This window comes from Martinezella rhizogenes (genome assembly GCF_000799715.1).
GTDB lineage: Bacteria > Pseudomonadota > Alphaproteobacteria > Rhizobiales > Rhizobiaceae > Rhizobium > Rhizobium rhizogenes_C.
This window is the reverse complement of sequence record NZ_JUHG01000015.1, coordinates 18,233-43,971: the sequence shown is the minus strand read 5'-3', so window position 1 is coordinate 43,971 and position 25,739 is coordinate 18,233. Positions and strand designations below refer to the sequence as shown.

General features: G+C 58.5%; 23 protein-coding genes. 5 read left to right on the top strand and 18 right to left on the bottom strand.

Translation table 11 applies throughout. The annotated features are described in order from the left end of the window. Positions 1 to 53 precede the first annotated feature (53 nt). Positions 54 to 725 (top strand): response regulator transcription factor, encoded by a 672-nt coding sequence (locus tag EX00_RS20380; RefSeq protein WP_047461976.1) that lies wholly within the window; start codon positions 54 to 56, stop codon positions 723 to 725. Further along, positions 725 to 2,056: a sensor histidine kinase gene (locus EX00_RS20375; protein WP_047461973.1), complete on the top strand. Its 1,332-nt coding sequence runs from the start codon at positions 725 to 727 to the stop codon at positions 2,054 to 2,056. Before EX00_RS20380 ends, EX00_RS20375 begins: the two co-directional genes overlap by 1 nt. Before the next feature lie 364 nt (positions 2,057 to 2,420). On the opposite strand, the gene EX00_RS20370 is transcribed toward EX00_RS20375, so the two are convergent. The 11 genes from EX00_RS20370 to EX00_RS20320 all read right to left on the bottom strand — a co-directional run bounded on the left by EX00_RS20370 (position 2,421) and on the right by EX00_RS20320 (position 13,880). Then, on the bottom strand, positions 2,421 to 3,296 hold the full coding sequence (locus EX00_RS20370) for a DUF3313 domain-containing protein (protein ID WP_052210819.1): 876 nt from the start codon (positions 3,294 to 3,296) through the stop codon (positions 2,421 to 2,423). Positions 3,297 to 3,521: 225 nt separating this feature from the next. Then, positions 3,522 to 4,133, bottom strand: a complete 612-nt coding sequence (locus tag EX00_RS20365) for a TetR/AcrR family transcriptional regulator (RefSeq protein WP_047461970.1) — start codon at positions 4,131 to 4,133, stop codon at positions 3,522 to 3,524. Positions 4,134 to 4,143: 10 nt separating this feature from the next. Further along, on the bottom strand, positions 4,144 to 5,379 hold the full coding sequence (locus tag EX00_RS20360; protein WP_047461967.1) for a cytochrome c: 1,236 nt from the start codon (positions 5,377 to 5,379) through the stop codon (positions 4,144 to 4,146). Positions 5,380 to 5,387: 8 nt separating this feature from the next. Further along, positions 5,388 to 7,154 (bottom strand): GMC family oxidoreductase, encoded by a 1,767-nt coding sequence (locus EX00_RS20355; protein WP_047461965.1) that lies wholly within the window; start codon positions 7,152 to 7,154, stop codon positions 5,388 to 5,390. Between the two features lie 4 nt (positions 7,155 to 7,158). Further along, positions 7,159 to 7,929, bottom strand: coding sequence for a gluconate 2-dehydrogenase subunit 3 family protein (locus EX00_RS20350; RefSeq protein ID WP_234709064.1), 771 nt, complete (start codon positions 7,927 to 7,929; stop codon positions 7,159 to 7,161). 61 nt (positions 7,930 to 7,990) lie between these two features. Further along, complete coding sequence (locus EX00_RS20345; protein ID WP_047461959.1) at positions 7,991 to 8,764, bottom strand: isochorismatase family protein; 774 nt, start codon at positions 8,762 to 8,764, stop codon at positions 7,991 to 7,993. 220 nt (positions 8,765 to 8,984) lie between these two features. Next, positions 8,985 to 10,574, bottom strand: coding sequence for a GMC family oxidoreductase (locus tag EX00_RS20340; protein WP_052210817.1), 1,590 nt, complete (start codon positions 10,572 to 10,574; stop codon positions 8,985 to 8,987). Between the two features lie 506 nt (positions 10,575 to 11,080). Beyond that, entirely contained in the window at positions 11,081 to 11,779 is a 699-nt protein-coding gene (locus tag EX00_RS20335; RefSeq protein ID WP_202903744.1) for a LamG domain-containing protein, read from the bottom strand. Positions 11,780 to 11,938: 159 nt separating this feature from the next. Then, the gene (locus EX00_RS20330; protein ID WP_034482535.1) at positions 11,939 to 12,136 is read right to left on the bottom strand and encodes a tautomerase family protein; all 198 of its coding nucleotides are present in this window, start codon (positions 12,134 to 12,136) and stop codon (positions 11,939 to 11,941) included. Positions 12,137 to 12,229: 93 nt separating this feature from the next. Continuing rightward, positions 12,230 to 13,225: an alpha/beta fold hydrolase gene (locus EX00_RS20325; RefSeq protein ID WP_047461955.1), complete on the bottom strand. Its 996-nt coding sequence runs from the start codon at positions 13,223 to 13,225 to the stop codon at positions 12,230 to 12,232. 28 nt (positions 13,226 to 13,253) lie between these two features. Continuing rightward, positions 13,254 to 13,880: an NADPH-dependent F420 reductase gene (locus EX00_RS20320; protein ID WP_047461952.1), complete on the bottom strand. Its 627-nt coding sequence runs from the start codon at positions 13,878 to 13,880 to the stop codon at positions 13,254 to 13,256. A gap of 96 nt (positions 13,881 to 13,976) precedes the next feature. Between EX00_RS20320 and EX00_RS20315 the strand changes: the two genes are divergently transcribed. Beyond that, the gene (locus tag EX00_RS20315; protein ID WP_047461949.1) at positions 13,977 to 14,888 is read left to right on the top strand and encodes a LysR family transcriptional regulator; all 912 of its coding nucleotides are present in this window, start codon (positions 13,977 to 13,979) and stop codon (positions 14,886 to 14,888) included. Between the two features lie 106 nt (positions 14,889 to 14,994). Here the strand turns inward: EX00_RS20315 and EX00_RS20310 are convergent, their stop codons facing one another. The 7 genes from EX00_RS20310 to EX00_RS20280 form a co-directional block, all read right to left on the bottom strand. After that, positions 14,995 to 15,888, bottom strand: coding sequence for an IclR family transcriptional regulator (locus EX00_RS20310; protein WP_052210815.1), 894 nt, complete (start codon positions 15,886 to 15,888; stop codon positions 14,995 to 14,997). A gap of 115 nt (positions 15,889 to 16,003) precedes the next feature. Then, positions 16,004 to 16,840 (bottom strand): FAS1-like dehydratase domain-containing protein, encoded by an 837-nt coding sequence (locus EX00_RS20305; protein WP_052210813.1) that lies wholly within the window; start codon positions 16,838 to 16,840, stop codon positions 16,004 to 16,006. Positions 16,841 to 16,974: 134 nt separating this feature from the next. Beyond that, entirely contained in the window at positions 16,975 to 18,324 is a 1,350-nt protein-coding gene (locus tag EX00_RS20300) for an MFS transporter (protein WP_052210812.1), read from the bottom strand. 48 nt (positions 18,325 to 18,372) lie between these two features. Further along, a complete protein-coding gene (locus EX00_RS20295) occupies positions 18,373 to 20,478 on the bottom strand; it encodes a 3-hydroxyacyl-CoA dehydrogenase NAD-binding domain-containing protein (RefSeq protein ID WP_052210810.1) in 2,106 nt (701 codons plus the stop codon). Between the two features lie 13 nt (positions 20,479 to 20,491). Then, on the bottom strand, positions 20,492 to 21,697 hold the full coding sequence (gene pcaF, locus EX00_RS20290; protein ID WP_047461943.1) for a 3-oxoadipyl-CoA thiolase: 1,206 nt from the start codon (positions 21,695 to 21,697) through the stop codon (positions 20,492 to 20,494). A gap of 139 nt (positions 21,698 to 21,836) precedes the next feature. Then, positions 21,837 to 22,265, bottom strand: coding sequence for a VOC family protein (locus EX00_RS20285; protein WP_047461940.1), 429 nt, complete (start codon positions 22,263 to 22,265; stop codon positions 21,837 to 21,839). Between the two features lie 60 nt (positions 22,266 to 22,325). Beyond that, positions 22,326 to 23,087, bottom strand: coding sequence for an SDR family NAD(P)-dependent oxidoreductase (locus EX00_RS20280; RefSeq protein ID WP_047461937.1), 762 nt, complete (start codon positions 23,085 to 23,087; stop codon positions 22,326 to 22,328). A 312-nt stretch (positions 23,088 to 23,399) separates the two neighbouring features. On the opposite strand from EX00_RS20280, the gene EX00_RS20275 reads away from it, so the two are divergent. Next, entirely contained in the window at positions 23,400 to 24,620 is a 1,221-nt protein-coding gene (locus EX00_RS20275) for a CaiB/BaiF CoA transferase family protein (RefSeq protein ID WP_047461934.1), read from the top strand. 239 nt (positions 24,621 to 24,859) lie between these two features. After that, a complete protein-coding gene (locus EX00_RS20270) occupies positions 24,860 to 25,651 on the top strand; it encodes an SDR family NAD(P)-dependent oxidoreductase (RefSeq protein WP_047461932.1) in 792 nt (263 codons plus the stop codon). Positions 25,652 to 25,739: the final 88 nt, after the last annotated feature.

Below are 25,739 nucleotides of genomic sequence, written 5' to 3'. Positions count from 1 at the left end.
TGTTGCCGCAACGGTCGCTGGCGATAAGGAAAAGAAGAAAGGACGCGGCAACCATGAGAATTTTGCTGATCGAGGATGAAAAGGAGCTGGCGGATGCGCTGTCGACCGCGCTGAGCAAGCAAGGCATTGTCATCGACCACACCATGCTCCTGGGTGATGCGCTCGAGTTGTCGCGCCAGCACAGCTACGACGCGATATTGCTCGATCGCCGCCTGCCGGACGGAGAGGGGTTGAGTTTCATTCCAAAGCTGAGAGCGGCCGGTGCCGATACGCCGATCATCGTCCTGACCGCACACAATGATCCAAAAGAGCGCATCGAAGGACTGGATACCGGCGCTGATGACTATCTGGGAAAACCTTTTCTGATCGACGAATTGATGGCGCGCTTGCGCGCGGTCTTGCGCAGACGGGCCAATCTGGTCGAGCCGCAAATCGCGATTGGTCACATGACGATCGACCCGCTGCATTTGAGCGTAACCGTCGCGTCGAATCCGCTCGATCTGCCCAGGCGAGAGCTTCTGGTGCTGGTCGCCCTTGCGAAGCGGCGCGGAAAAACGGTGGTCCGTTCGATCCTGGAAGCGGCCGTTTATAATTACGAGGAAGAAATCCAGTCGAACGCCCTTGACGCGCATATCTCGCGCCTGCGCAAACGTCTGCTGGATGCCCAGGCCGGCGTCACAATTCACAATATCAGGGGCGTCGGATATCTCTTGAAGGAAGAATAATGCCGGAAGGAAACATGTCGCTCAAATGGAAGCTGAGCTGGCAGCTCAGCCTTATCTTCATCACTGTGATTGTTGCGGTGATTATCGGTCTTTGCGTTTATGGTGCCTTTATCCTGTCGCCCAATGTCGCAATGGGTCAGAGGATAAAGTCAGTCATGGCCGAGGCCGTCACGCGCGATCGGCAAGGTCGGCTCGAAATACGCGAAACGCCACGCTTGATAGCCATCAAGAGGGAGAATGAGGGTCTCTGGTACGCCGTGGCGACAACCGATGATACCTCTTTGGTTTCCTATGGCACGATACCGGCAGCCTATGCAGGGATTGCGCGGAGCGTGCATGTTTTTGCCGAGGCCGACATACGAGGGTCTAAAGATACAAGGGAAATTGCCTCCATCGAGAATGTCTCGAGCCCAGTCGGCGAGATCAGGATCCTGTTTGGAGGCAATTCCGAGAAGGGCTCGCCTTTCCTCGCTATTTTGAAGGGCACCTACCCTATCTATGTCCCCCTGTTAGCTCTCGCGGTGCCAGCGATCTTCTTCACCGTTCCCCGTATCGTGCGTCGTGCGCTCGTTGGGTTGAACGACGTCGTTAGCAAAGCGACGGAGATCGAACCGCGCCGGCAAGGAGCGCGCCTTCCGACGGGCAAGGTTCCAAAGGAGGTCCTTCCACTGGTGGTCGCTTTCAACGGCGTGCTTGAGCGTCTGGAGCATGAGTTCCAGAAAAGGCAGCGCTTCCTGATCGATGCGGCGCACGAACTCAGGACGCCGATAGCGATCATGCAGACGCGGATCGAAGGTACGATGGAAGGTGAGGAGCGCGAACGCCTTTTAAAGGATATTGCCCGACTGGCCCAGGCAGCGGAGCAACTTCTCGAGTTCGAGCGAAACGATCAAACCACGGACCTATATGAGATGGTTGATCTCGTCGAGCTTGCAAAAGCTGTTGTTGCGGATCTTGCCCCCATCGCGATCGCGGCGGGTTATGAAATCGCGTTTCAAAGCGAGGTTGATCGGCTCGTTCGCCGCGGCAGTTTTTCGGCCTTGGAAAGGGCGCTCAACAATCTCGTTCGCAATGCAATCGAGCACGGCGGAAACGCGGGCTTGATTTCGGTTTCGGTTTCCGCAGGCGGCCAGATTGCCGTCGAGGACCAGGGGCCAGGCATACCTTTGGATCAACAGGAACTGGTATTCGAGCCGTTCTACCGCGTCACCCCACGCAGCACTGGTGCCGGCCTGGGGTTGAGCCTGGTTCGGCAAATCGTCACGAACCACGGTGGCCGTGTTGCCATTGCGAGCAAGGCGGCGGGAACAAAGCTGACGATGCATCTATGATATGCACTAGCGTGCAAGTCGGGCAAAATCTTCGCCTGGGGACATCGTGGGCAATGTCAGGGCCGCGGCCGAATACGGCAAGCTGATGGGCCCCGATACTTGTCCCAACAAAAACCTTACGGACGAACGAAAAGATACCTTTGGCAGGGGGGGCGTACCAGATATCTGCCTCGTCCGTCCGATCAGCCCGAGTATTGCGGTACCAGGCCGATTGCTTCGCCCTCCTTCAGCTCCTTGGGAAAGCATGCGGAGAGCCTCATCGAGATGTGTGGTGTGCGTCTTCGCAAAGCGGGGGCCGTAGTGGACTTCGATTGTCGTCGACCGGCGGGCAGGCTTGGGCTTTACCCGCAGGTCAAAGTGTTGATCATTGTTGTGGGGCTGACTTCGGGCGCTTGTCGGTCCACTCCGGCGGCGCTCCGAATTTGTCGGCGACCATTCCGGTAAGGCCTCGCCCCCGACCGAACGTTTCGCAGGCCGCGTATTTCGGCTTGCCGCCGAGTGCCGATTTCATGCGCTGGCCGGAAGGCAATGCGATTTGCAGCCCCTGAGGTTCCTTGCCCTTGATGAGCAAGCGCGAGAAATAGTCTCCAAAGTTGGAGGCAAGACTGTAGGCATCGCCGACTTCGGATACGCGTGCGTTGTTTGTGATGGAATTGGCGCCCTTGGACCAAACGACCGCGGCACGCTGAACGCCATTTTGATCGACCGCTTCCGCTTCGACAGCAAGACCTCCGAGGCCGGCTGGAAGACGGGGAATACCGACGGGCAACACGGCGCTGCTTCCAAGCGAAACGGCCGTTGAAACCCCCGCCATGGCTTTGTTCGTCGGGACGAGGTCAGTGACAACGGCATGAACTGTCAAATCCGCCGGTTGTCCGGCCGGAACGACTTGAAATTTATCGCTAAGCGCAACGCAAACAGCTCGATCGAGCGCATTCGACACCAGGAAACGGTCTTCGTCCTTCTTCACACGCGATGAGGCAGCAAATGCGAAGGTCGTCGGAACGATACTGACGGTCCTCGATGCAGCCAGACCAGCCCCATCCACGAACGTGCGCGATTTGGTGAAATTGCCTTTCGAAGGACCAAGCTGACTATACGAGCTCAGGGTTCCACCCTCTTTCAACGGCACGGAGGTGCAGCCGGATATGGCGAGCGCGGTCGGAAGTAGGAGATAGGTTAACCCGCGCCGCAGTGCCGCGCGGCCAGTGCTTGGCCTGAGTGGTGAGTCAATGAGCATGGTTCGAGCGTCCCGTTGTGCTTAAGTCGTGCGGGACCCTGAAGCGGAAGGATTGCCACAGTATTACAGGAACCTTTCTTCGGTTAAGACCTGTCGTCTTTCGACCGCTTTTTTGCCTCGCAGGGACCGGCGTCGCCGTTTGCAGGCGGTTGCCGGACACATGGCGGATGCGAAAACGACGTTGAAGGCCGGGAGGTTAGGTGGTCGCGGGATCCCGGGAACACCCTACACAAGTTGGGTCAGTTCGTTTTTCAGATTTTCGAACGCCTCTTTCAGATGCGTTGCCAGTGGCTTTCGGCCGCCCTCATCAGCCCAGGTATCGACAGCGTGGCGCAGAACGGAGATACAAGCGATTGCCAGTATCTGCAGCGATTTTCGCCGTCCGGGTTGCGGCCATCGCTCACAGAGGGCTTCGAAGGCGGCGACTTCCACATGCAGATACTTGGCCAGGCTGCTCGCATGGAGTTGTTCAGATGAGCGCACGATCCGAACGATGGCGGCAGTGTTTTCGGAATGGTAGTGCGCCGGCAATTTCAGAAGTGCGTTGCGAAGAATGTCCAAAGGGGGCAGTTTCGTTGGCTCCGCCAAGATCGCTGTGCGAATTGCGTTCGGTAACCCATTCTGCCAAGCCAGCAAGATCTCCTCTTTCGACTTGAAGTAATAAAAGAATGTCCGCCGCGAGATACCCGACGCTTGCGTGATCGCATCGAGTGTTGTTGCCTCGTAACCATCGGCCATGAACAGCTTCAGACCCGTTTCCGCAATACGCTGCAACGTTTCTTTACGGTTCTTTTCGCGCAAGCCTTGCTGCTCGTTTTGGTCCTGCCGCTTTCCCACCAGGGATGCCCTATTCCTCGAGATTCTTGCGAAGTGTCGACACGTCGTTCTGCGTCACCGCCGGCGCGGAATTCCCCCAGCTGTTGCGGACATAGGTCAGGACATTGGCGACATCCGCGTCGGAGAGGTTCCACGCGAAGGATGGCATGCCGGGCGACGTGCTGACGGCGTCGGTGGCGCCGGGACGGCTGCCGGCCAGCACCACGCGAATGAGCGATGTCGGATCATCAGCATTGACGAGCGGCGCATTTGCAAGCCTTGGAAACAGCCTGGGAATCCCCGCGCCCGATGTGATGTGGCAGCCCTGGCAGCGATCCGAGAAGATCGCCGCGCCCGCCTTCATCGCCGGGTCTGATTGCGCGATCGGCGTCGGCACGGCGGTGTCTGTCTTGCCCCCGCTATCCTTGAGGTAGACGGCGATCGCCTTGAGATCGGCGTCCTCGAAATGTTGCGTCGATTTCTCAACGACTTCGGCCATCGGCCCGGAGGCCATGTCGAACTGGTTCGCGCCTGTTTTCAGATAGGCGACGATATCGTCTTCCGACCACCTACCAATCCCCTTGTGCGGGTCCGAGGTGATGTCGGGAGCGTTCCAGTTCTGGAGCACGAATCCCTCCAGCCATTGGCTGTTCTTGTCGCCGCCGATCACGTTCTTGGGCGTGTGGCAGGTGCCGCAATGCCCGAGGCCCTCGACCAGATAGGCGCCCCTGTTCCATTCCCCGCTCTTTTGCGGATCGGGCTTGTAGGCGCCTTGCGTGAAATTGATCATGTTCCACCCGCCAAGCGTCCAACGCTGGTTGAACGGAAAGGGGAGCTGGTTGGCTTCGACACTGTTGGAAAACGGCTGCAGGGTTTGCAGATAGGCGAAGATGGCCGCGTTATCCTCAGCGGTCACCTTGGTATAGGCGGTAAACGGCATGGCGCCATAGAGATGATAGCCACCTTTATTGATCCCCTCGGACATGACGCGCTGGAAATCCTGCACCGTGTATTTGCCGATGCCGGTGTCGGCATCGGGTGTGATGTTTGGGGTGACGAGATTGCCGAACGGCGTTTCGATCGTCAGGCCGCCGGCATAGGGCTTGCCGCCGGGCGCGGTATGACAGGCCGCGCAATCGCCGAGTGTTGCCAGATAGCGGCCACGCTCGACCACATCGAACATCGCGTCGCCGCTCGATTGCGCGAAGGCAGCGGGCGCGGCGCACATTGCCGTCAGCGCAACAAGGGCGATCTCCAATCTAGACATCTTCGTACTCATGCCTGCACCATTGGACCGGGAGATTTGAGGTAGATGTTCTTGATCGCGTCCGCCGCCTTGAAGGCGAGCGCCGCAGCGGTTGCGGTGGGGTTATAGCCGGGATTTTGCGGGAAGGCTGAGGCACCGACGGTGAAGAGGTTGGGAACGTCCCAGCTCTGCAGATATTTGTTCACCGAGCTGTTGCTGGGATTGGCGCCCATGGCAAATCCACCGACGACGTGCGAGGACTGGTAGGGAACGGTGTTCCAATGCCCCTTCGTCGGGCTCTCAACCACCTGGCGAGGTCCCATGGAGCGGGCGATCTCGCCGACCTTCGAGGTGCAATATTGCGCCATTTTCTGGTCGTTGTCGGGAAAGTCGAAGGTGATGCGCAACAGTGGCCGTCCCAGACGGTCCGTATAGGTCGGATCCAGGGAAAGATAGTTCGTGCGCGTGGCGTAGCTCGATGCCTCGCAGCCGATGCTCATCGATGACAGATAGTTCTGCGCGGTGGCGCGCTTCCACTCGGAACCCCAGCGCGGCGTCCCCGGTGGTGTCGGCCGATAGTTGATCGGGGCGGCCCCGATCGGCGTGACGCGAATGCTGCCGCCGCCGAGGAAGCCGAGGCCGCTATGGTCGAAATTGTCGTTGTTGAAGTCGTCGATGCCCATTCCGATGGCGCCGCCGCCGATGAACGGATTGAAATTCTTGTTGTCGAAGAAAAGCTGGACGCCATTTGCCGTCTGGTAGCAATAGTTGCGGCCGGTCGTGCCTTCGCCCGTCGCCGGATCGTAAGGCTTGCCGATCCCCGACAGGAGCATCAGGCGGACGTTTTCAAAGGTGAAGGCCGCGACGATGACGATATCGGCGGGCTGTTCCCATTCCTGTCCGGCGGTGTCGACGAACAGGACGCCGGTTGCTTTCTTGCCGGTTGAATCCGTCAGCACCTTCAGCACTTCCGAATTGGTTCGCGCCGTAAAATTCGGTCGGCGTATGAGGGCCGGCAGAATAGTGGTGATGGCGCTCGCCTTGGCATAGTTGGCGCAGCCGTAATTGGTGCAGAAGCCGCAAAAGGTGCACGGCCCCATCGTGATTCCGAGCGAATTCGTATAGGGCTCGGAAATCAGCGCTGATGGTACCGGAAAGGGCTTGTATCCCATATTGCGGGCGGCATCCGCAAACAGAGTCGGGCCGAGCGGCTGGCGCAAGGGCTTGGTCGGATATTCCTCCGATCGCGGCCCTTCGAAGGGGTTGCCGCCATCTTGCGTCGCACCGCGAAGGTTGCCAGCTTTCCCCGATGTGCCCGCCACCTTGTCGAAGGCAGTATAGTGCGGCTCCATTTCCGACCAGTCGGTTCCCCAGTCCTGGAGCGTCAACTCGTCGGGAATGGCATTGGCGCCGTATTTTTCCTGCAGGTGGCTATGGAGACGGAATTCCTCGGGCTGGAAGCGGAAGGAGATGCCCGCCCAGTGATTGCCGGCGCCGCCGGTGCCGTTGCCCGGATGGAACGAGCCCCAATTGCGCATCGGAAGCGCATTCTGTGATGGGTTGTTGCGCACGGTCACCGTATTCTGTGCCGTCCTGAGCATCAGCTCCTGCCGCTGCACATAGCGCAATTCGTCGGGGGCCGAGGCGATGTTGAAATCGCGCGCGGTGTCACGCCAGGGACCGCGTTCGATCGCGACCACATCGAGGCCGGCAGCCGTCAATTCGCTTGCGACGATCGCACCGGTCCAGCCAAGGCCGATCACCACGACATCGGTATGGGGAAGCTTGGTGGCCATGGGATTATCCTTTCACCTTCCACTCGGGTCTGCCGGCGATACTCAGCGGTGGCAGGTCGAGCTTTTCGTCGTGACGGTCGACATAGTTGCGATAGTCATACCGCGCGCCGGGAAAGCCGAGCATCTTCCAGGAGACCATGTCCTTGTTGCCGCCGTAGATCGGATCGGCAAAAAAGCCTTCCATGGTGTTGACGTGGACGGTCGAAAAGAACAGCTTCGCATCGATCCCGTCGAGGGTGATGCTGCCGCTTTCCAGAGCCTTCAGAACTTCGTCTCTTTGCTCGCCTTTCAGCTTCGCGAAGGAGGAGTTGAAGGCGCTTCGACAGTGTGCGTCGAGCGCGGCCAGGCCGATGCGGTATCGCTGCCGGGGAACAAGCGGCGATTGGTCGCCCTGTTCGGGGGTCCCGTCTACGAAGGGGCCGGCCATATAGAGACGATCGAAATTCCCGAAGAAGCCGGCGAGTTGCCGATCGATGAATTCCACGCAACCGGCGTCCTTGCCGCTGACGCTCAAATCATCGGCGGGGATCAGCCGCTCGGCGATAGCCCCGACGGTCGTGGCTTCCTGTTCGGTGAAAAAGTACCATTGCCCGACGGGCAATATCTCCGGCGGACTGGCGTCGAATGGTTTCCAGGAAGGCTGGTCGTTAATGACCAGGGCATTTGCCTTACTCGCGACGCCGAAAATAAGCGCCATCGCGGTCGTCGACAGAATCTGCCGGCGTGTGAGACGTGGAGTAGAGGTGATATCCATAGGGCCCAAATCGTTTTCCATGAGTTTCTCGCTCCTTTCGACCTTCCCGCCGGCGCATCATCGCGCCGACGGGCCCCAGAGGTTACTTCACCATGCCGAATGGATCAGGCACGCTATGCTGGTTTGCATTGTTCCAGAAGTTCTGGAGTACAAAACCGTACTCGGAAAGGTTATTGGTGAACGGGGCGAGCATTGCGTCCGCTGTGGGTCGCTTCCAGTCGGCCTGAAGTTCGCAGGCAAGCGCAAAGGTGCTCACCAGCTCAGCGCCGGCGTTGCTCATACGCGACATGGCGGCCTCCGCCTCGTAGCGATTCCAGGCGCCGCAGGCATCGACAACAGGGAAAACTTTGTAGCCGTCGTTCAACAGCGAGAGCGTCGGGAAGACACAACATGTGCCGATCGTCACCCCGGCAAGAATGATGTGACGGCGGCCCGTCGACTCGACCAGATCTTCGAACGCCTTACGGAAAGTCGGGTCCTCATAGGCATTAATGATCCCGGTCCGCCGGTAGATCGGCTCCTGCGGGAAGAGTTCTTTGATTTCGGGCAGGGTGTCGCCGTTCTGCCACTGCGCATTCGACGTGGTAATCAAGACCGGTATCTCGAGCGCCTTTGCAGCACGCGCGAGGCCAACCACATTGCTCTTGAACTCTGCCAGCGAGGTGAAGTCGCGAACACCCGCCATCAGGCCGATCTGATGATCGATCAGGAGTACGATGCTGTTTTCCGGTGTTGGTTTGTCATGTCCGAACCGGCCGGCGGCGCGGGCCTCTTCAGCCGTGAACCTGTTAGGAAGGCTAGTATAGGCAGTCGGGGTGATAATGTCTGCCGGGCGGGAGATCAAGGTATCGGTCATGTGTTTCTCTTTGCTTCTGACTTAGAGGGAAGCTGGTTCGTGAGAGCTGTTGCAAGGAGTGACGCTGGGAAATTGCGTCACTCCTCAAGTGAGGCCCAATGGCACGTTAGCAGTGGTGAGGTGCGCGACAGTTTTATATGATCGACGTCGGGCACCGCAATTTCCGATCACCCCGTAACGCTGCCAAATAGAGCCGGGCGGACAGAAGATCTCAGAGACCTCATCTGCCGCGCCGGATAAGTTCGGCCGCCCGATAGCCGATTAAGACGGACGGAGCCATGGTGTGTCCGCGGATAAGTGACGGCATAACCGAAGCATCGGCGACACGCAGCCCCTCCAAACCTCTCACGCGCAACTCGGAATTGACGACTGCGGTTGGATCATCGGCAGAGCCCATACGTGCGGTGCCCACCGGGTGGAAGACGGTACCAACGTCTGCCCTGACATGCGCTGCCAGTTCCTTGTCGGACGCATCCGGCGACGGATACACAGCCTCCGCCCAGGGTTCGAGAGCTGAGGTAGCGACCATCTGATGGGCAAGCCGCAGTCCCGAGACGAGCGTCTGCACGTCCGCCTCAACGCTCAAGTAGCAAGGATCAATCATGGGCTTTGCGAAAGGGTCTGCCGACGCCAACCGAACGCTGCCCCGGCTTTGCGGCTGCAGTAGAACCACGCCGATCGTCACGCCCGAGCGCTTGTCGGCGTCGGCGATCTGCGGGAAACTGGATGGGGCGGTATTGTAGGAGAGAAGCAGTTCGAGGTCTGGCACTGTGTGGCCGTCAAGAGAGGCCCAAGCCACGCCGTTCTCGGAAAAATAGCTGGCCGGGCCGTCATGGGTCTCGAGCCATTGATGGATCGCCGTGTCGCCGAGGTCTGGACCAACGGATCCTTTGGCGTCGGTGGTTCCCATCGTATAGAGGTGGGCGTAGATATGATCTTGAAGGTTCTGACCGACACCCGGGAGGTCAACGACGACATCCAAGCCAAGTGCTTCGATATGCTCGCGTGGTCCGACACCCGAGAGCAATAGGATTTGGGGGGTATTGAAGGCCCCGGCCGAGAGTACGACCTCCCGGCGGGCGCCGATAGTACGCACACCGCCGCTGTCGCTGACTTCCACCCCGGTCGCTTTCTTTCCATCAAAGAGGACGCGGGTGACATGCGCGCCTGTCAGGATCGTGAGGTTTGCCCGCGCCCGCACTTCGTCATTGAGGAAGTCATCCGCGATAGTGCGTCGAACCCCGTCGACGAAGAGCGTTTGATATCGCTCTGCGACGAATGGGTCAGATCCGTTCGAGTCGCCGCGCTTCCCAAATCCGGCTTCGACATACGCGTCCAAAAGCTTTTCAGATAGATCGGTCGGCGTGGATATGTCGTTCATCACGACGATGCCGTCATGGCCGCGCGTTTCGGATGGGCCACGATCCGAAGCTTCGATCCGCAGGAACGCATCAATGGCAGCCTTGCCGTTCCAGCCCGCAGCGCCTGCCGCCTCCCATGCATCATAGTCCTCCGGCCGCCCCCGCAACCACGCACAGACGTTCAGTGTGGTCGAGCCGCCAATGGCGCGTCCGCGCGGATGCTGGATTACTCTACCGCCGAGGAAGGACTGCGACGTGGTTTCATACGACCAGTTCTTGTCAGTACCCCAAGTCAGGAAGAACGCTCCCTGGCTGCGGCCGATATCGTAGGGGTTCTCTTGCCCGGCCTCGATCAGAGCCACGTTGATAGTCGGGTCCTCACTCAGCCCCGCCGCAAGCGCCGCGCCCGCAGCGCCTGCTCCGACCACCACGATGTCGTAGTTGCTCATTTCAAATCTCCAGATTCTCAGATTTATGTCGAGAGAAGGTTCCTGCCCTCAATGACGTATTTGATGTTCAAACGCTCCCGTCTGGGGAGCGGTTGGCGCGAGACAATGTCGATGGAAGTGTCTCAGGAATTGCGATGTGACGGCGCGACTTTGCCAGTGGCGTTCCACAGTGGGCGACCATGCGCGCGCGTTCGGCGCATGGTCGTGGCAGAGTGATGGCGATAGTTCATAACTCTCCTCACCTAATGCGATACTTCTGTCAAAATATATACCTGTGCGTGTATCATCGAGCGTCACAACCCCGCAACCAAACGAACCCGCAGCCTCATTTGTTGCCCTGTGAGATGGCGATCGTCTACTGTCTCATCTGCAACATGATTGTCGCAGACAAGGCGGCGAGTTAAGGCAGTTCGCGACGCCTATGCTACGTCTGCGATCAAAGAAGCCTCCAGACTCTGGCCATCGCACTCTCTAACAGGCTCGTTCGCATTGTATCGGAAACCCATCTATCGGGCGGGTCTCACCGTCAGATTCCGAAAATATGCAACAGTCCCAGATTCCAACCAGACACCCACACCTCCATGTTGGTCAGTCCCAAATTTGAGATCGTTCACGATGAGAGCGGGTTCAGTATTGCCATCGAGATAAAGCACCGCCTTTTGGCCGGACACGACGATCTTCATGTGGATCCAGCGTCCCAGGTCCAATTTTGCGTAGCTTTCGTATTTCTCAGGAGACTCGCGTCTGAGCCTGTCGAATCTGTAGTCGGGATAGGCAACATATTGAACGCTGTGATTGCGACGGACCTGATCGTCGGCGACACTATTTGTGGGCCGCAGGTAGATGCTCTCGAACCGTCCCTGTTTGTCGATGCGGAAGGTCAGACCAATGAAGCCCCTGGCGTAGGCCGGAGCACCGGTAACCAGCTCGCTCGCCACGTCGACTTCCACGACCCCGTCACCAAATTCCAGCGGCAACCACGCCATGAAATTTCGATCGGAGAGCTGTTCTTTCTGGGGGTCCTGTATCGCCTCGGAAGGCATTGTCATCTTGAAAGCAGGTTCGCCCTTGTAGGTGCCGAGTTCGAGCGAGACGCCCGACAGACGGAAGTCGTTGGGCGACGCATCGGCCGAGCCGCCGGCCGAATGGCCTTCCGCCGCAAAAAGCATGCTGACGGCAAAAGGAATTGTCCGCATCAAATCCATCTATTCCTCCGGGTCTGGATACTGCGATTGCAAGTTTTGCCTCCGCTTGATGTGGAAGGCGTTGAAAGGAGCCGACGCCACTCGCGTCCTGGGCATCTAGTCTGCGTCACATGCGCCTGAAGCACATTCCGAATGACGCTGTCTCCGCATTATGGTCGGCTATGACTTCTCGGCTGCTTCGCCGAAGAGCTTGCCGCCGCCAGCCCAATCGGAAGGCTCAATGTCTTCAAACAGGACGTAGATGTAGCTGGCATCGGTGCCAGTGTTTCTGACGATGCTTTCGGTGATCTCGGCTGCCACTGCAGCTTTGGCTTTCGTGTCCTTGCCGCTGAACCAGCTCACGCGTACGACAGGCATATAGTGTCTCCTTTGAACCTTGGCGGTCGGTCTGCCGCAATAATGGTGGTCCGGAAAAATATCCGGACCCCACCTTTGCGTTGTATAGCGGGCTTAGCGTTCGAGGAACGACGTGAGGTCGTTCGTAAACTTCACGGGGTTTTTGAACGCAAGGAAATGGTCGCCCTGATCCTTGGCGGAATAGACGAAGAGTTCCGACCCCTTGATCTGCGTCTGCATCCAGCGCTGGCTCTGTAGATTATTGCTGTTTTCGCCAGTGAAGATGGCTGTCGGCACATTGATCTTATGGCTGACGACATCGCGCCAGTCGTTGGTTGTGTGGTCAAAGAGAACGAGCCCCGCGTATTTCGGGTCGTTCTTGATGAACTCGTGAGCAAACGCTTCAGAGTTCTGGTAATAAGGAGAGCTGTTCTCCATCGCGCGGTGCACGACGTTCATGTCTACGACTTGCTGGTTGGTTGGGGCGCCAGCGAAAGCGGCGATCATCCGCTCCGGCGACGTTGTCATGCCACCGGCATTCAGTCGCTCTTCTTCTGTCCAATCCGCATGCGTGTAGATCGAAATCGGCTCGTCGATAAAGATTGCCTTGCGAATGGAATCCGTGCCGAATAGATCGACGTAGCTCCATATGACTGTCGCTCCCATCGACCAGCCGCAGAAATCCGCCTTCTTCAGGCCGAGATGATCGACGAATTCTTTCAGGTCCATCCCGTACCGCGCGATGCGTGTCCCGTAGTCGACTTTGTCGGATAGACCCTGATTGCGCGGATCCAGCACCAGAACGCGATACTTCTTGCTCAGCAAGGACATGACGTTGACGTATTCGGCGCCGTTGGCTCCCCAGCCAGGAATAAAGATGAGTGGCTCGCCTTCGCCCGCTTCCCAATAGGAGAGCTTCACCCCATCGTTTGTCGTGAATGAGTTGATCTGCAAACCCTTGAAATCGGACAGCTTGCCCGGCACGCCGTCAATCTGGTTAGGAAATGTGAAGTCGCGGCCCAGAGCCTCGATCGCAGGTGCGCCAAGCGCATTGCCGGCAAGTGACGTCATCAGGACTGCGCACGCGGCCCCAAGTATAAAAGTGTTCATATTCCGGTCTCCTTTGATCGGCCTCTCGTCAAACGCGAACCCAGGCGGGCGACACTGTCGGTCCCATACCCAGGAAGAAGCCGAAATGAATGTTCATCTCGCCGATTGGCTCCAGAAAGCGACTGTTGCTCAGTGGGCCGGCATCGACGGCTTCAAATGACAGTTTTTCCGCCAATGCGCGCACCTTCGCAGTCGCATCGGCATCGTCGCCCGCAACGAAGGTCTGCAAGGTCTTTCCAGCGTGGGCGTCGGGCGAGATCAGGCCGGCGAAGATCGTGTTGAATGCCTTCACCACGCGCGCGCCGGCAGCCCCTTTCTGGATTTCTTCCGCGGCCGAAGTCGTATGACCAAGCAGAAGCTCCTTGTAGTCGGCGGTGATCGGGTTGCTGATATCGACCAGAATTTTCCCGCCTAAATCTCCCGCTTCACCAAGAACCGGCGCCACTGCCTGGTATGGCAGGGCGAGCAAAATGATATCGGCGAGCTTCACGGCAGCGGCAATCCCGCCGCCTTCGACATCAGGGCCGATTTCGGCAGCCAGTGCTGCGGCCTTGGCCAGGTCGCGATGGCCGATGACAAGGTCCACGCCCTTCGACGCGAACGCTCGAGCGAATCCCGAGCCCATGTTTCCGGTTCCGATAATCGCAACTCTCATTGTCTCGTCCTCTGTTGTGGGTGCAGGGATAATGGCGTTGAAATGAATCGGGATAAATCGCTAGAATGTCGCTTTACCTGAAACGGAGTGTTTCAAATGGATCGTCTCACGGGCATCGAGGTCTTCGTCAAAGCGGTCGAAAGCGGCTCGTTCAGCGCTGCGGGCGAGACCATGAAGATGTCGTCTCAGCTCGTCGGAAAACATGTCCAGAAACTCGAACAGCATCTCGGCGTTCAGCTTCTCCAGCGCTCCACCCGCCGGCAGAGCCTGACGGACTTCGGTCGCATCTTCTACGAAAGGGCGAAGATCATTCTGTCGGAGGTCGAGACAGCCGAAGGCATGGCCGCCGAAACCCGTGCTGTTCCAGGCGGACGCCTTAGAATCAATGCCCCTGTCAGCTTCGGCATGCGAACCCTTTCGCCCCGATTGCCTGAATACATGAAGATGTATCCCAAGGTCTCGGTCGAACTCACCCTGGCCAATCGCGCGGTGGATCTTATCGAAGAAGGATACGACGCGGTGTTCCGGGTCGGAGAATTGTCAGACAGTGGTCTGATCGGACGACAGCTGTCCCCCTATCGCTTGGTCGTGTGCGCTTCGCCGGCCTACCTGGCACAGAGCGCTGCGGTAGCGACCCCCCAAGATCTGACCAACCATGAATGTCTCGGATTTGCGCACACGGAATTGAGGACCCATTGGAGCTTCGATGGTCCTAATGGGCGCGAAGTGATTCCGGTGACAAGCAGGCTCATGGTCGACCACGGCGAGCCGCTGCTTTGCGCTGCCCTTGAGGGCCTGGGTGTGATGTTACAGCCGCTCGAGCTCGTGGAGGATTCTCTTCGCGATGGCAGACTTATCGAGCTGCTTCCTGGCTACAAGGTGCCGAGCCGGCCTTTACATATACTCTACGCGCCGACCCGCCGTCTGACCCCAAAACTGCGCAGTTTTATCGATTTCGCGGTTGCGAGTTTCGGATTGCCCTCCGGCCCATCCGTTGGTCGCGCGTGACATTGAGGTGGTCACGAGCCGCACGGCTCTCCATGCCTCCTCGCCACTTCGTTCGGGCTCTCGGCAGATGCCATAGTCTGGAGATCGCCCCAACTGGTTGGATACTCTATGTAACCTTGCTTTTGCTTTGACGGGGCCGTTTTCCCGATAACCGGTTTTGTCCTGCGGGTGGGGACACAGGGGACACCTTGCCGCCCAAGACGCCCGTGAGTTCGGCCGCAACGGCGGCAAGTGCGGCTTGCGCGACGTCTGTCGGTGGGCGAGTTTGATCATCGAGCCGCGCGACATATGGGACTGTCAGAGCAGCGATCGGATGTCCGCGAAGATCCAGGATCGGAAAGCAAATCGCCTGCACTCCGGCGAACTGATTGCTCTTCATAAAGGCAAAACCCTGCTTTTGCACCTTTTGAAGGAGCTTGATGAAGGCCTGTTGCTCCGCCTGTTTCATCGTAGGGTCAATCAGTGAAAGGATCTCGCTGAGTGCCCGCGACCCTTGGAATGCAAGGAGAACTCTTCCGGAGGCCGATTTCAGGATATCAAGCTTTGCGCCCACCTTGACGTTGAACCCCACACCTTCAGGCGCATCAACCTGCGCAACGACGAGCTGATGATTGCCGCTCAGCACTGTAAGGTGACAGGACTGGTCGATGGTGGTCGACAGGGTCTTCATGCGTGGGAGCGCTTCGGAGATCAGCCGGCTCACGGGCGGAAAACTGTGAGAAAGCTCGAATAATTTCATGCCGAGCAAGAAAGATTCGTCTGTTTGAACCAGATAGGAGCGGCGTGCGAGGCACTCGATCATTCGGAAAATCTCACCGACTGAGCGACCGAGCCTGTCGGCGATATCCTTTCGCGATAGGCCATTTTCTTCCTTGGACAGAAGTTCAAGGATATCCAGCCCTTTCTCCAAGGCAGGAGCCGAGTAGAGGGGTTGCTTGCTTTCGTCGTCTTCAGGCGGGGTGTCTGGGATTTTCTTGCGTGATGCGGCTTTGACGGTCATGCCTTTTTCCACTCGTGACGAACGCCGATTTCCAACAAGGATGGTGGTTTTCACACGCTCGTTGCCAAGTCAAGTTAGATCGCCCCTTGGCCGCCGATACGATCGCCTCTTTGTTTCAGGCATTCACCAGTATTTCGACCGCGAGCGCCCCTGTGTCATTGTAAGCACGCAAGATCCAGGATTGGCCGATGCTTTCGATTGTCATGGAGATGGGACGCCCGCAAAACAGGGGTAGGAGATGTTTGGCCTTAAGCGTTGACAGGATTTCGGAATGCTGCGCCCGGAAATACTCCGTCAGCAACAGTGTCGAAAGGCCACCATTGACCACCAGGTCAGGAAACCCTTCGACGTCACGAGCGTGTTGCCGGTCGATGTGAATCTTATGGGAGTTGAATCCAAGTGCGGAATATTGAAACAGCAAAACGTCGTCCGGCGTGATCTGCTTGCCGGGGGTGATCGATGCGGCCGGCGCGTCAGATATTTTTGAGGATCCCGGCTGAGCGCTCAGCAAGATATAGGTCTGCGTTTCGCTCAAAGATGGATGAGAAGCATTGACCTGATAGAGGTCATGCGCAACCGAGACGATCGCCATCGGACCGCTCTGACCCTGTTTGTGCGAGATCGCCTGTATACGGCTTTCTCTTCGCAACGGGTCGCCAATCCGGATATCCGTGGAAAATGAAACTGTCCGGCCACCCAGAAGCAGTCGAGGCAATCCCAGATCGGGAAGCGGAACACCAAGGCCGGGAAAGCCATCTTCGCGTATCTCAGAACGGCGTGTGTCGCCGGCCAAGAGAAAGAACTGCCACCCGCGCGGCAAGTTTTCACCCTCCTTGAAGCTATCCGGATCCAAGTCCAGCATGGCTGCAATCCGGCGGACTGCAGCCATGGAACACACTTCCTGGCGCCTGACTGCCTTGTAGACTTCGTCGGTTTGGGAACTCTCGGACATTCTGGTTTTCCTTTGATATGCCAGTCGGCGGTTCATACGCAACGCCGCTTCGGAGCTTCGCCGAGGTCGTCAGTGAGACAGGGAAAATGCGCCGAAACTTCCTCTATTCATCGGCGCATTTCCTGATAGATGCCTTATTTCTCAATATCCACGTGGCGGGTTTCCGGGCTCATCAACAGGGCGATGAGTGAAATTGTCAGGACGGTCAGGCACATGGCAGTGATAATCCAAACTTGGCCGCCAAAGGACTGCATAAGCCATGCAGCCACGAAGGGTGTTGGGCCGGCAAACAGAAGGTTCGCACCTGTGTAAGCAAGCGCGGATCCTGCATAGCGGACCGAGGTCGGAAAATGCTCCGCAAAGAAGGACGGCAGAATGCCGCTTTGCGCCTGGATGCAGCCTGCGAAAGCAGCCATTGCCAGGAAGATGACGAAGGTGTTCGCGGTATTCATCATCGGAAAGTAAAGCGCTGCAATGACAAACATAAGCAGCGTGGTGACAATGAGCGGCGGTTTGCGACCGAATTTGTCACTCGCGGCGCCGCCAATGCAGGTGGTCACAATGGCAACGGCATTTGCAGCCATAAGGCACATGAATGCGGTCTGGTTGGCAATTCCAACGGTTTTCGTGAGATAGCTGATGGAAAAGACGGTGACGATATAATAGCACGATGCAGGTGCAGACCAGAACAACAGCAGGCGAATGATCGTGCCGGGATGGGTGCGGAAAACAGATTGCTTGCGCGGGGGAGCTGCATGTTTTTCCTCAGCCGCGTCCTGACGTTTCACCAGATTCTGAAACGCCGGGGTCTCCTCGACTTTGAAGCGGATATAAACGCCGAGCACCACCAGCAGAACACTGAGCAGGAACGGAATCCTCCATCCATAATTCAAGAATTGCTCGCTGGTCATCATCACTGAGATAGCAAATAGAAGACCGTTGGCGAGTACTTGGCTGGCGGGAGCTGCCATGTTTGTGAAAGCACCGAACAGCCCGCGGCGGGTGGAAGGAGCATGTTCCATTGTAAAGAGCTGAGCGCCCGTCGACTCGCCTCCGAGCGCAAACCCCTGCACGAAACGGAGCACGACGATCAGGATCGGCGCCCAGATGCCGATGCTGGCATAGGTAGGCATAAGGCCGATGAGGAATGATGCTATTCCCATGAGAATAAAGGTGAAGAGCAGGATGTTCTTGCGCCCTATTCTATCACCGAGGATCCCCATGATGATGCCACCGGCCGGGCGGGCAACGAAGCCCACCCCGAACGTCGCGAAGGAAGCCAGAAGCGCACTCTTCGGATCCATGGTGGGAAAGAACAGCGAAGGCAGGACTGTCGCCGATATTGCGCCATACGCCGTGAAATCGAGCCACTCCAGGGCCGAGCCGAGTGCACTGCTGAATGCCGCGCGTTTCGCCATGGGCGAGACCGGCTCGGTCTCGCTCTGGCCATGTGCTTTTCTGATGTCTTGAGTTGCAGCCGACATTAGTGTTCTCCTCCAAACGGTCGGTTGATATGTATTCTGAGTACGTCGTCAGCTCGCGCCGCGGTCGGCTGTCTCCCGGTGGTCTCTTTGCCATTCGGTGAAAGTTCGGCCATCGCGTGCAAGCTCAACGAGAAGTGCAGAGGGCTCGGACCCGGCTCCGCCGACCCGAGCAGCCTCTTCGACGTCTGCGAGTGTCTCGGCCAAGCCCTGTTGGTCAGCCGCGAACAATGGGCCGCCTCTCAATCGCGGAAAGCCGTAGCCGTTGACGAAAACGAGATCGATGTCGGAGGGTCTGAGGCTTATGCCTTCCTCGAGAACACGCGCGCCTTCATTGACCATGACAGCCAATATCCGGCGCTGGATCTGTTCGGCCGTAAATGCCTGGGGCTCCCTTGCCTGGCGACGACGTTCGTTGGCAATGATCTCTTCCACTTCCGCGGAGGCCACGGCCCTGCCATCGAGGTAGTCATACCAGCCCTTCCCCGCCTTCCGTCCGAGCCGGCCGGCCTCGCATAGTCGGTCGGGGATCGCAACATAACGCTCGAGGGGATCGCGGGTCGCGGCCCTGCGCTTGCGCATCGCCCATGCGATGTCGAGACCCGACATGTCGGAAACAGCGAACGGCCCCATGGCAAAACCATAGGCCTGCAGCGCCTCATCGATCTGGCGAGCCGAGGCGCCGTCCTCCAGAAGATATTCAGCATGCCGGCGGTAGACCGCAAAAATGCGGTTGCCAATGAAGCCGTCACAAACACCCGCAACGATCGGTAGCTTTCCGATCCTGCGCCCGAGTGCCATTCCGGTCGCCACGACGTCAGCTGAGGTCCGGCTCGCCTGCACGACCTCAAGCAACCGCATGATGTGCGCTGGGGAGAAGAAGTGAAGCCCAAGGACGTCGGCCGGCCGATCAGTGATGTCGGCAATCGCATCGACATCAAGATAAGACGTATTGGTCGCGAGCACGGCGCCGGGTTTTGCAAGTCGATCCAGCTTGGTGAAGATCGGCTTCTTGACGTCCATATCCTCAAAGGCGGCCTCGATCACGAGGTCCGCTTTCACAACGACATCCCAATTATCAGTCGCGCTCACTTGCTGCTGGCGCTCCTTGGCATCGTCTTCGGTTAGACGGCCAGCCTTGACCTGCGCCTGGAAGAGGTCGCGAACCCGCTGGCCACCCGCAAGCGCTGCTTCGGCGTTTTGTTCGAGAAGATCGACGACGATGCCCGCACTTGCCAGAGTGACTGCTATGCCCGACCCCATGGTGCCGGCTCCGATCACGGTGGCCCGCTCGATCGGGTGAACTGACGCTCTGGCTGCACCCGGCACGATGTCCGATTGCGTTTCCGCCCAGGCCAGATGCTGCAAGGCTCTGGCCTCGCTCGAAGCCTGGGCTCGGTCGCAAGCTTCTCGCTCTTTCTTAATTCCTTCGATCCAAGGAGTTGTCGCGGCAAGCCGGATGAGCTCGACGGTCTCCTTGACCGACTGGCTGCCTTTCCCTCGCCTCAGTGCGGACGTCGCTTCCTTGTCGATCGCCGTCTCGTCGTCGACCGGCGCAGTTCGGTCACTGCTGCGACGCTTGGACCATTTTTTCGCTTCTTGTGCGAGATGAGCAGTGGCATCCCCATCGACGACCTCGTCAAAGAGCGCGAAGGCCGCGCCCTCCGGCGCTTTGACGTTCATGGTTGCGGTCATTCTTAGGGCATGACGGGCACCGACAATGCGTGGCAGGCGCTGGGTGGCGCCGCCTTCAGGAACAAGGCCAAGCATCGTTCGTGGAAAGCCGGCGGACGCGCTCGCCGTAGCGATCCGCCAGTCACAAGCCAATGCAATAGAAAGACCACCGTCCTCCGCCGGGCCGGTTATGGCGGCGATCACCGGCTTCGCCGACGCCTCGATCGCATCAGACAGATCGGCAATCGTAGGCACGTCCGGACAAGTGTCTAAAGCTCCGAGAGGATCCTCCGTCAGGAAGTGACCATTTGCACCGAGGATGGCAATTGCCTCGACGTTGGGCGCGTTTGACGATTTCTGCAATTGCTCCAACAGAGCGATCCGGAGCTCCCGGCTAAGGACATTGCGCGGCGGGTTGTCTACAACCACAACTTCTACGCCGCCCACCCGGTAGGACGACAGAATGGCGCGCGGGTTCGACATGGACCCAGGCATTTCACACACGCTCAAGCAGAAGGGCGATGCCCTGGCCGACACCGATGCACATGGTTGCAATGGCGCGCTTGCCGCCGATTTTTTCCAGCGCCCGCACCGCAGTTCCCGCCAGGCGAGCGCCGGACATGCCGAGTGGATGGCCAAGGGCTATCGCGCCCCCGTGGGGATTGACGTATGACGCGTCATCGGCAAGGCCGAGGCCCCTTATGACCGCAAGGCTCTGCGACGCAAACGCCTCGTTGAGTTCGATCACGTCGATCGATGAGATGCTGAGGTTTTGACTTGCCAGTAGTTTCTTCGTGGCAGGCAAGGGTCCGATCCCCATCAGCCGTGGAGCCACACCTGCAGTGGCCATGGCCACGACGCGAGCCCGTGGGGTCAGGCCGTATTTCACTGCCGCTTGCTCGGATGCGAGAATAAGAGCCGCCGCACCGTCATTGACGCCCGAAGAATTGCCCGCGGTGACGCTTCCACCGGTCGGCCGGAAAGGGGTCTTAAGTTTCGCGAGTCCCTCAAGTGTTGTATCGGGACGCGGATGCTCATCGACCGAAACGACAATCTCGGTCTTCTTTCCTTTGACGGTGACGGGAACTATTTCACCTGCGAAAAAGCCATTCGCCTGAGCCAGCGCTGCCCTTTCCTGAGACCTCAGGGCGAAGCGGTCCTGGTCGTCGCGACTGATGTTGTAGGTTTCGGCAACGTTTTCGGCCGTTTCGGGCATCGTATCGACACCGTACCGCGCCTTCATTTCTGGATTTACGAAGCGCCAACCGATGGTCGTGTCCTCGACTTCGACCTGTCGCGAAAACGCCTCGGTTGCCTTGCCCATCACGAATGGAGCGCGCGTCATGCTCTCGACGCCGCCGGCCACCATAATCGTCGCATCGCCAGCGCGAATTGCACGTGCGGCAGTGCCGACCGCGTCCAGGCCCGAGCCGCAAAGTCTGTTGATTGTCGATCCAGGCATGGTGCTCGGCAGGCCAGCCAGAAGCAGCGCCATGCGAGCGACGTTTCTGTTGTCCTCGCCCGCCTGGTTCGCACAACCGAAATAGCAGTCGCCGACGGCTTCCCAATCGATTGCGCGGTTGCGATCAACAAGCGCGCGAAGCGGGTATGCTGCAAGGTCGTCGGGGCGAACGTCTTTCAACGCCCCGGCGTAGCGGCCGATTGGCGTGCGGACATAATCGCAAATAAATGCATCAGTCATAACGGTGTCCTTTCCATCCCACAGGACAACCCCCTGGCAATCCTGCCTGAGAGCTTTGTGCCGCGTTCACGCGGCACATGCTGACGACGCGGCCGCAAGCCCACACGACCGTGCCGTCCTCTGGCGCGATGAAGGCGGCTTACTCTGCTGCGTCGCCCTGAACTTCATGGACTTCGACGACATTTCCCTCAGGGTCCTGAAAGAAGATTTGCTGCCAGCCCTTGATGGCCCACTGACCGTAGTCGGCATAAGGAATGCCGCGCGCGGTCAGGCGTCGCTTGACGCCTTCAATGTCGTCCGTTCGGAATGCGATATGGCCGCGGTCAAGGGGATTGACGCCCTTCCCGGTCTTGAAGGCCACGTTGAGATCCCGTGTGGCCAGGTGCATTTCCGTCGTGCCATCGGTCAGAAACGTGACGTGTCCGCCGTAGCCGCGATCCTTGATCTGGTCGCTTGCATCATGGCCGCCATAATAGGTCTGTTGCAGCTCCATGACGTCCTTGTAGAAATCCTCGAGGTCCGTGACGTCTTTCGCCGTGAGGTTTACGTGGTGGAAGTGTGTAGCCATTTTTTCCTCCATTTTCAGCGAGCCACCGGGGCCCGATCAGTTGACCACTGCCGTCTATCGTCAGTGGATGTGAATGCCGCCGTTTACGTCGAGGGTGGTTCCGGTCATGTAGGCGGAGAGGTCGGATGCAAGGAACATGCATGCTCCGGCGACTTCTTCGGGGCGACCCGGTCGACCCAGTGGAATTGAAGCACTCAGATCGCGCAGCCGCTCGGGGGACATTGCGCCAGCGACGAAATCGGTCTCGATGAGCGATGGGCAGACCGCATTCACCCGAACCCCGGCGGGGCCGAATTCGCGGGCCAATGTCTTCGTCAAGCTCAACACGCCGCCTTTTGAAGCGGCATAATGGGATCCGCCGAACAAGCCGCCGCCGCGCTGTGCGGCGACTGACGATACGTTCACGATAGATCCGCTGCGCTGCGCGACCATCGACGCCGAGAAAGCCCGGATAATATTGAAGGTGCCGGCAAGGTTGATCGAGATCACCTCAGCAAAATCCTGCGCGGTGATGTCTTCGAATTTCGCTGGGCGCATAATACCGGCGCAGTGCACCAGGGCGTCGATGCGACCGAATTGCCGCAGGATCGCCGCGCCGGCATCGTCACAGTCGTTGCGCGACGAGATATCACAGCGCACGCCGCGCACGTCGGCTTCGGGATACTCTGCCCCCAGGGCCGCCGCGGCAGAAGCGATGCTCTCGCTAACATCGATGATGGCGATTTTTGCGCCGTTTGCCGCGAGCATGTTGGCGGTTGCTCGGCCGATCCCATGAGAAGAGGCGGCGCCTGTAATGACGCAAACCTTGTCCTTCATCAACATTCTGTCTCCTCCGCATAAGCTATGGCTCGCGATCTTTCGGATTTCATATGTGATGTCAAGAGTTCATATTCGAAATAACGACATGCATCTGATATTTTATCAGTGAACGATTGACTTCATATGTGCTCTCGATAAGTATGGCGCCGCCGGCGGGAGGGGCGTTTGGCGGATGCCTTGCCGCAAGCCTGCTTCAAAAGATCACTATGGGAGGAAGGTCATGATCAGCACCGAACGCGTCATCGAACCAAACGGCTTCGAACGATCCAGGCCGCCGATGCAGTCGGCGCGGTGCCTCGCACGAGGAGGCGACAAGTGAACGACGTTCAAGTCAGCGGCCTTCGTGTTCTGGACCTGACCAGTGTCGTGGTCGGGCCAACCTGCACGTGGCGCCTTGCCCAGTATGGAGCTGAAATCATCAAGGTTGAGGCGCCGGAGGGGGATCTGATGCGGGGGTTGGGGGGACTATCGCCGACGGGCCAGCACTCGGGCACCTATCTTCATCTCAACCGCGGCAAGCGGAACATTTGTCTCGACCTCAAGAAGCCTGGCGCGGCAGAAATTGTCGATCGGCTGATCAAAAGATCAGACGTGATCGTCGCGAACATGCGCCCGCGAGCATTGGAGCGCCTCGGCCTGGACGCCGCCTCGGTGAGACAGAGGTATCCAGACAAGATCCATTGCCTGATCACCGGCTACGGCACCGATGGCCCCTACGCAGGTCGGCCCACCTACGACAGTGTTGTCCAGGGCGCGTCCGGAATTGCGGGACTGTTCCTTGCCCGGGACGGCGAGCCTTCATATGTGCCTTTGGTCGTGTGCGATCACGTTGTCGGAGAGATTGCCGCCGGCGCCATCATGGCCGCTGTCATCAAACGAAATGCGGGCGGCGGCGGCAGCTCGATCGAGATTCCGATGTTCGAAACGATGGCGGCGTTTGTCTTGCAGGAGCATCTGGCGCAAGAATCCTTCGAGCCCCCCGTCGGCGCCGCCGGGGACCGACGACTTCTCAATCCGCATAACAAGCCTCTGAAGACGTCTGATGGATGGATTTCGGTTACCATCAACACAGATCCGCAGGTCAGAGCGTTTCTCAAGGCAGTTGGCCGCGATCATCTTTTGGACGATCCCAGATTCGCAACCGTTGCCGCGCGGGCGAAGAACGTTAAGGAATGGTTCGAAGTTCGTGGAGCCGCGCTATCGGACAAGACAAGCGCAGAATGGTTGGCGATCTTTCAAGCGGCTGACATTGCGGCGATGCCATGCCACACGAATGAAACCCTGCGCAGCGACCCGCACCTCGAGGCCGTAGGATTGTTGTCAACGGAAGAGCATCCGACCGAAGGTACGATATCGGTTATCCGCTCGACCATAAGGTGCGATGACGCCTATCCGTCGGCTGGAGGATATGCACAGCCCCGTGGATGGGAGACACGTGAGATCCTGTCCGAGCTCGGACTGAGTGACGATGAGATCGCCGAGATCATCGCTTCCGAGGCTGCATTTACCGGCCGACAGCGCCAGGCTGCGGAGTAAAGTCCGAAATTCGAGCGCGCCACGGAAAGCGAGACCAACCAATCAGGCGGAATCGACGCCGAAAGCCCGAACCCTTTTGAACATGCGTGTCTCGCATATCGTGAATTCTCAATCGCGACAGTGCGGCTCCATGCTACGGCGCACCTTAGTCAATTGTCTGCGCGCGTCCCAAGATGCTCTCTTGTCTTCGCCAGTCATCGCGACGACGGCGAAGGAAATATGTTCAGGGAGAGAGTTAAATGGGAGATTCGAACTTTTCGCTCGAAGGGAAAATCGCATTGATTACCGGCGGAGGCCGCGGCATTGGGGCTGGCATAGCGACAAGCCTTGCTCGAGCCGGTGCCGACGTATTGGTGGCCGATTACACTAAGGAGCTTGCCGAGGAGGGAGCATCGGCGATCGCGGCGCTGGGGCGCCGTACCATGGCTATCCAAGTCGATGTGAGGAAGCCGCAGAGTGTCTCCGCTATGATGGACCTAGTGGAGAAGCAATTTGGCCGCCTGGATATCGCCATCAACAACGCGGGTGTTGTAAGTTTGGGTGGGATCGAAGAACTCACCTTCGAACAGTGGAATGACGTCATCGACGTCAATCTTCGCGGCGTGTTCTTGTGCTGCCAGGCCGAAATCAAGCTGATGAGAAAGGCGAAGTTCGGCCGGATCATCAATACATCCTCAATTGCAGGCAAAGTCGGCTTTCCGAACCTATCGCACTACAGCGCTTCGAAGTTCGGTGTGATCGGCCTGACCAACGCAATCGCGAAGGAAGTTGCCACGGACGGGATTACGGTAAACGCGCTTTGCCCGGGTATCGTCGGGACAGGAATGTGGCGGGGTGAGAGTGGTCTGTCAGCCTTGTGGGCGCAGCCAGGTGAGTCCGAGGAGCAGTCCTGGGCCCGACACCAGCAGGTTTTCCTTCCCCAAGGCGTTGCCCAGACCCCTGAAGACATGGGCCAAATGGTTGTCTATCTCGCTTCGGCGAAACATGTGACAGGCCAGGCCATGGCTGTAGACGGCGGATTCTCGCTCTGACAGACCCCTCCAATTTGCGTCCACCGCCCCAATTCTGGGGCGGTGTTTAGGCTGTCCCGCAGCGGGAAAAAGACCTGATTTTGCCGTT

Excerpts from the sequence above, each read along its gene's own strand:
- EX00_RS20380 (WP_047461976.1), top strand. The coding sequence starts at position 54 with ATGAGAATTTTGCTGATCGAGGATGAAAAGGAGCTGGCGGATGCGCTG.
- EX00_RS20375 (WP_047461973.1), top strand. The coding sequence starts at position 725 with ATGCCGGAAGGAAACATGTCGCTCAAATGGAAGCTGAGCTGGCAGCTC.
- EX00_RS20370 (WP_052210819.1), bottom strand. The coding sequence starts at position 3,296 with ATGCTCATTGACTCACCACTCAGGCCAAGCACTGGCCGCGCGGCACTG.
- EX00_RS20360 (WP_047461967.1), bottom strand. The coding sequence starts at position 5,379 with ATGTCTAGATTGGAGATCGCCCTTGTTGCGCTGACGGCAATGTGCGCC.
- EX00_RS20355 (WP_047461965.1), bottom strand. The coding sequence starts at position 7,154 with ATGGCCACCAAGCTTCCCCATACCGATGTCGTGGTGATCGGCCTTGGC.
- EX00_RS20350 (WP_234709064.1), bottom strand. The coding sequence starts at position 7,929 with ATGGAAAACGATTTGGGCCCTATGGATATCACCTCTACTCCACGTCTC.
- EX00_RS20345 (WP_047461959.1), bottom strand. The coding sequence starts at position 8,764 with ATGACCGATACCTTGATCTCCCGCCCGGCAGACATTATCACCCCGACT.
- EX00_RS20340 (WP_052210817.1), bottom strand. The coding sequence starts at position 10,574 with ATGAGCAACTACGACATCGTGGTGGTCGGAGCAGGCGCTGCGGGCGCG.
- EX00_RS20335 (WP_202903744.1), bottom strand. The coding sequence starts at position 11,779 with ATGGATTTGATGCGGACAATTCCTTTTGCCGTCAGCATGCTTTTTGCG.
- EX00_RS20330 (WP_034482535.1), bottom strand. The coding sequence starts at position 12,136 with ATGCCTGTCGTACGCGTGAGCTGGTTCAGCGGCAAGGACACGAAAGCC.
- EX00_RS20325 (WP_047461955.1), bottom strand. The coding sequence starts at position 13,225 with ATGAACACTTTTATACTTGGGGCCGCGTGCGCAGTCCTGATGACGTCA.
- EX00_RS20320 (WP_047461952.1), bottom strand. The coding sequence starts at position 13,880 with ATGAGAGTTGCGATTATCGGAACCGGAAACATGGGCTCGGGATTCGCT.
- EX00_RS20315 (WP_047461949.1), top strand. The coding sequence starts at position 13,977 with ATGGATCGTCTCACGGGCATCGAGGTCTTCGTCAAAGCGGTCGAAAGC.
- EX00_RS20310 (WP_052210815.1), bottom strand. The coding sequence starts at position 15,888 with ATGACCGTCAAAGCCGCATCACGCAAGAAAATCCCAGACACCCCGCCT.
- EX00_RS20305 (WP_052210813.1), bottom strand. The coding sequence starts at position 16,840 with ATGTCCGAGAGTTCCCAAACCGACGAAGTCTACAAGGCAGTCAGGCGC.
- EX00_RS20300 (WP_052210812.1), bottom strand. The coding sequence starts at position 18,324 with ATGTCGGCTGCAACTCAAGACATCAGAAAAGCACATGGCCAGAGCGAG.
- EX00_RS20295 (WP_052210810.1), bottom strand. The coding sequence starts at position 20,478 with ATGTCGAACCCGCGCGCCATTCTGTCGTCCTACCGGGTGGGCGGCGTA.
- pcaF (WP_047461943.1), bottom strand. The coding sequence starts at position 21,697 with ATGACTGATGCATTTATTTGCGATTATGTCCGCACGCCAATCGGCCGC.
- EX00_RS20285 (WP_047461940.1), bottom strand. The coding sequence starts at position 22,265 with ATGGCTACACACTTCCACCACGTAAACCTCACGGCGAAAGACGTCACG.
- EX00_RS20280 (WP_047461937.1), bottom strand. The coding sequence starts at position 23,087 with ATGTTGATGAAGGACAAGGTTTGCGTCATTACAGGCGCCGCCTCTTCT.
- EX00_RS20270 (WP_047461932.1), top strand. The coding sequence starts at position 24,860 with ATGGGAGATTCGAACTTTTCGCTCGAAGGGAAAATCGCATTGATTACC.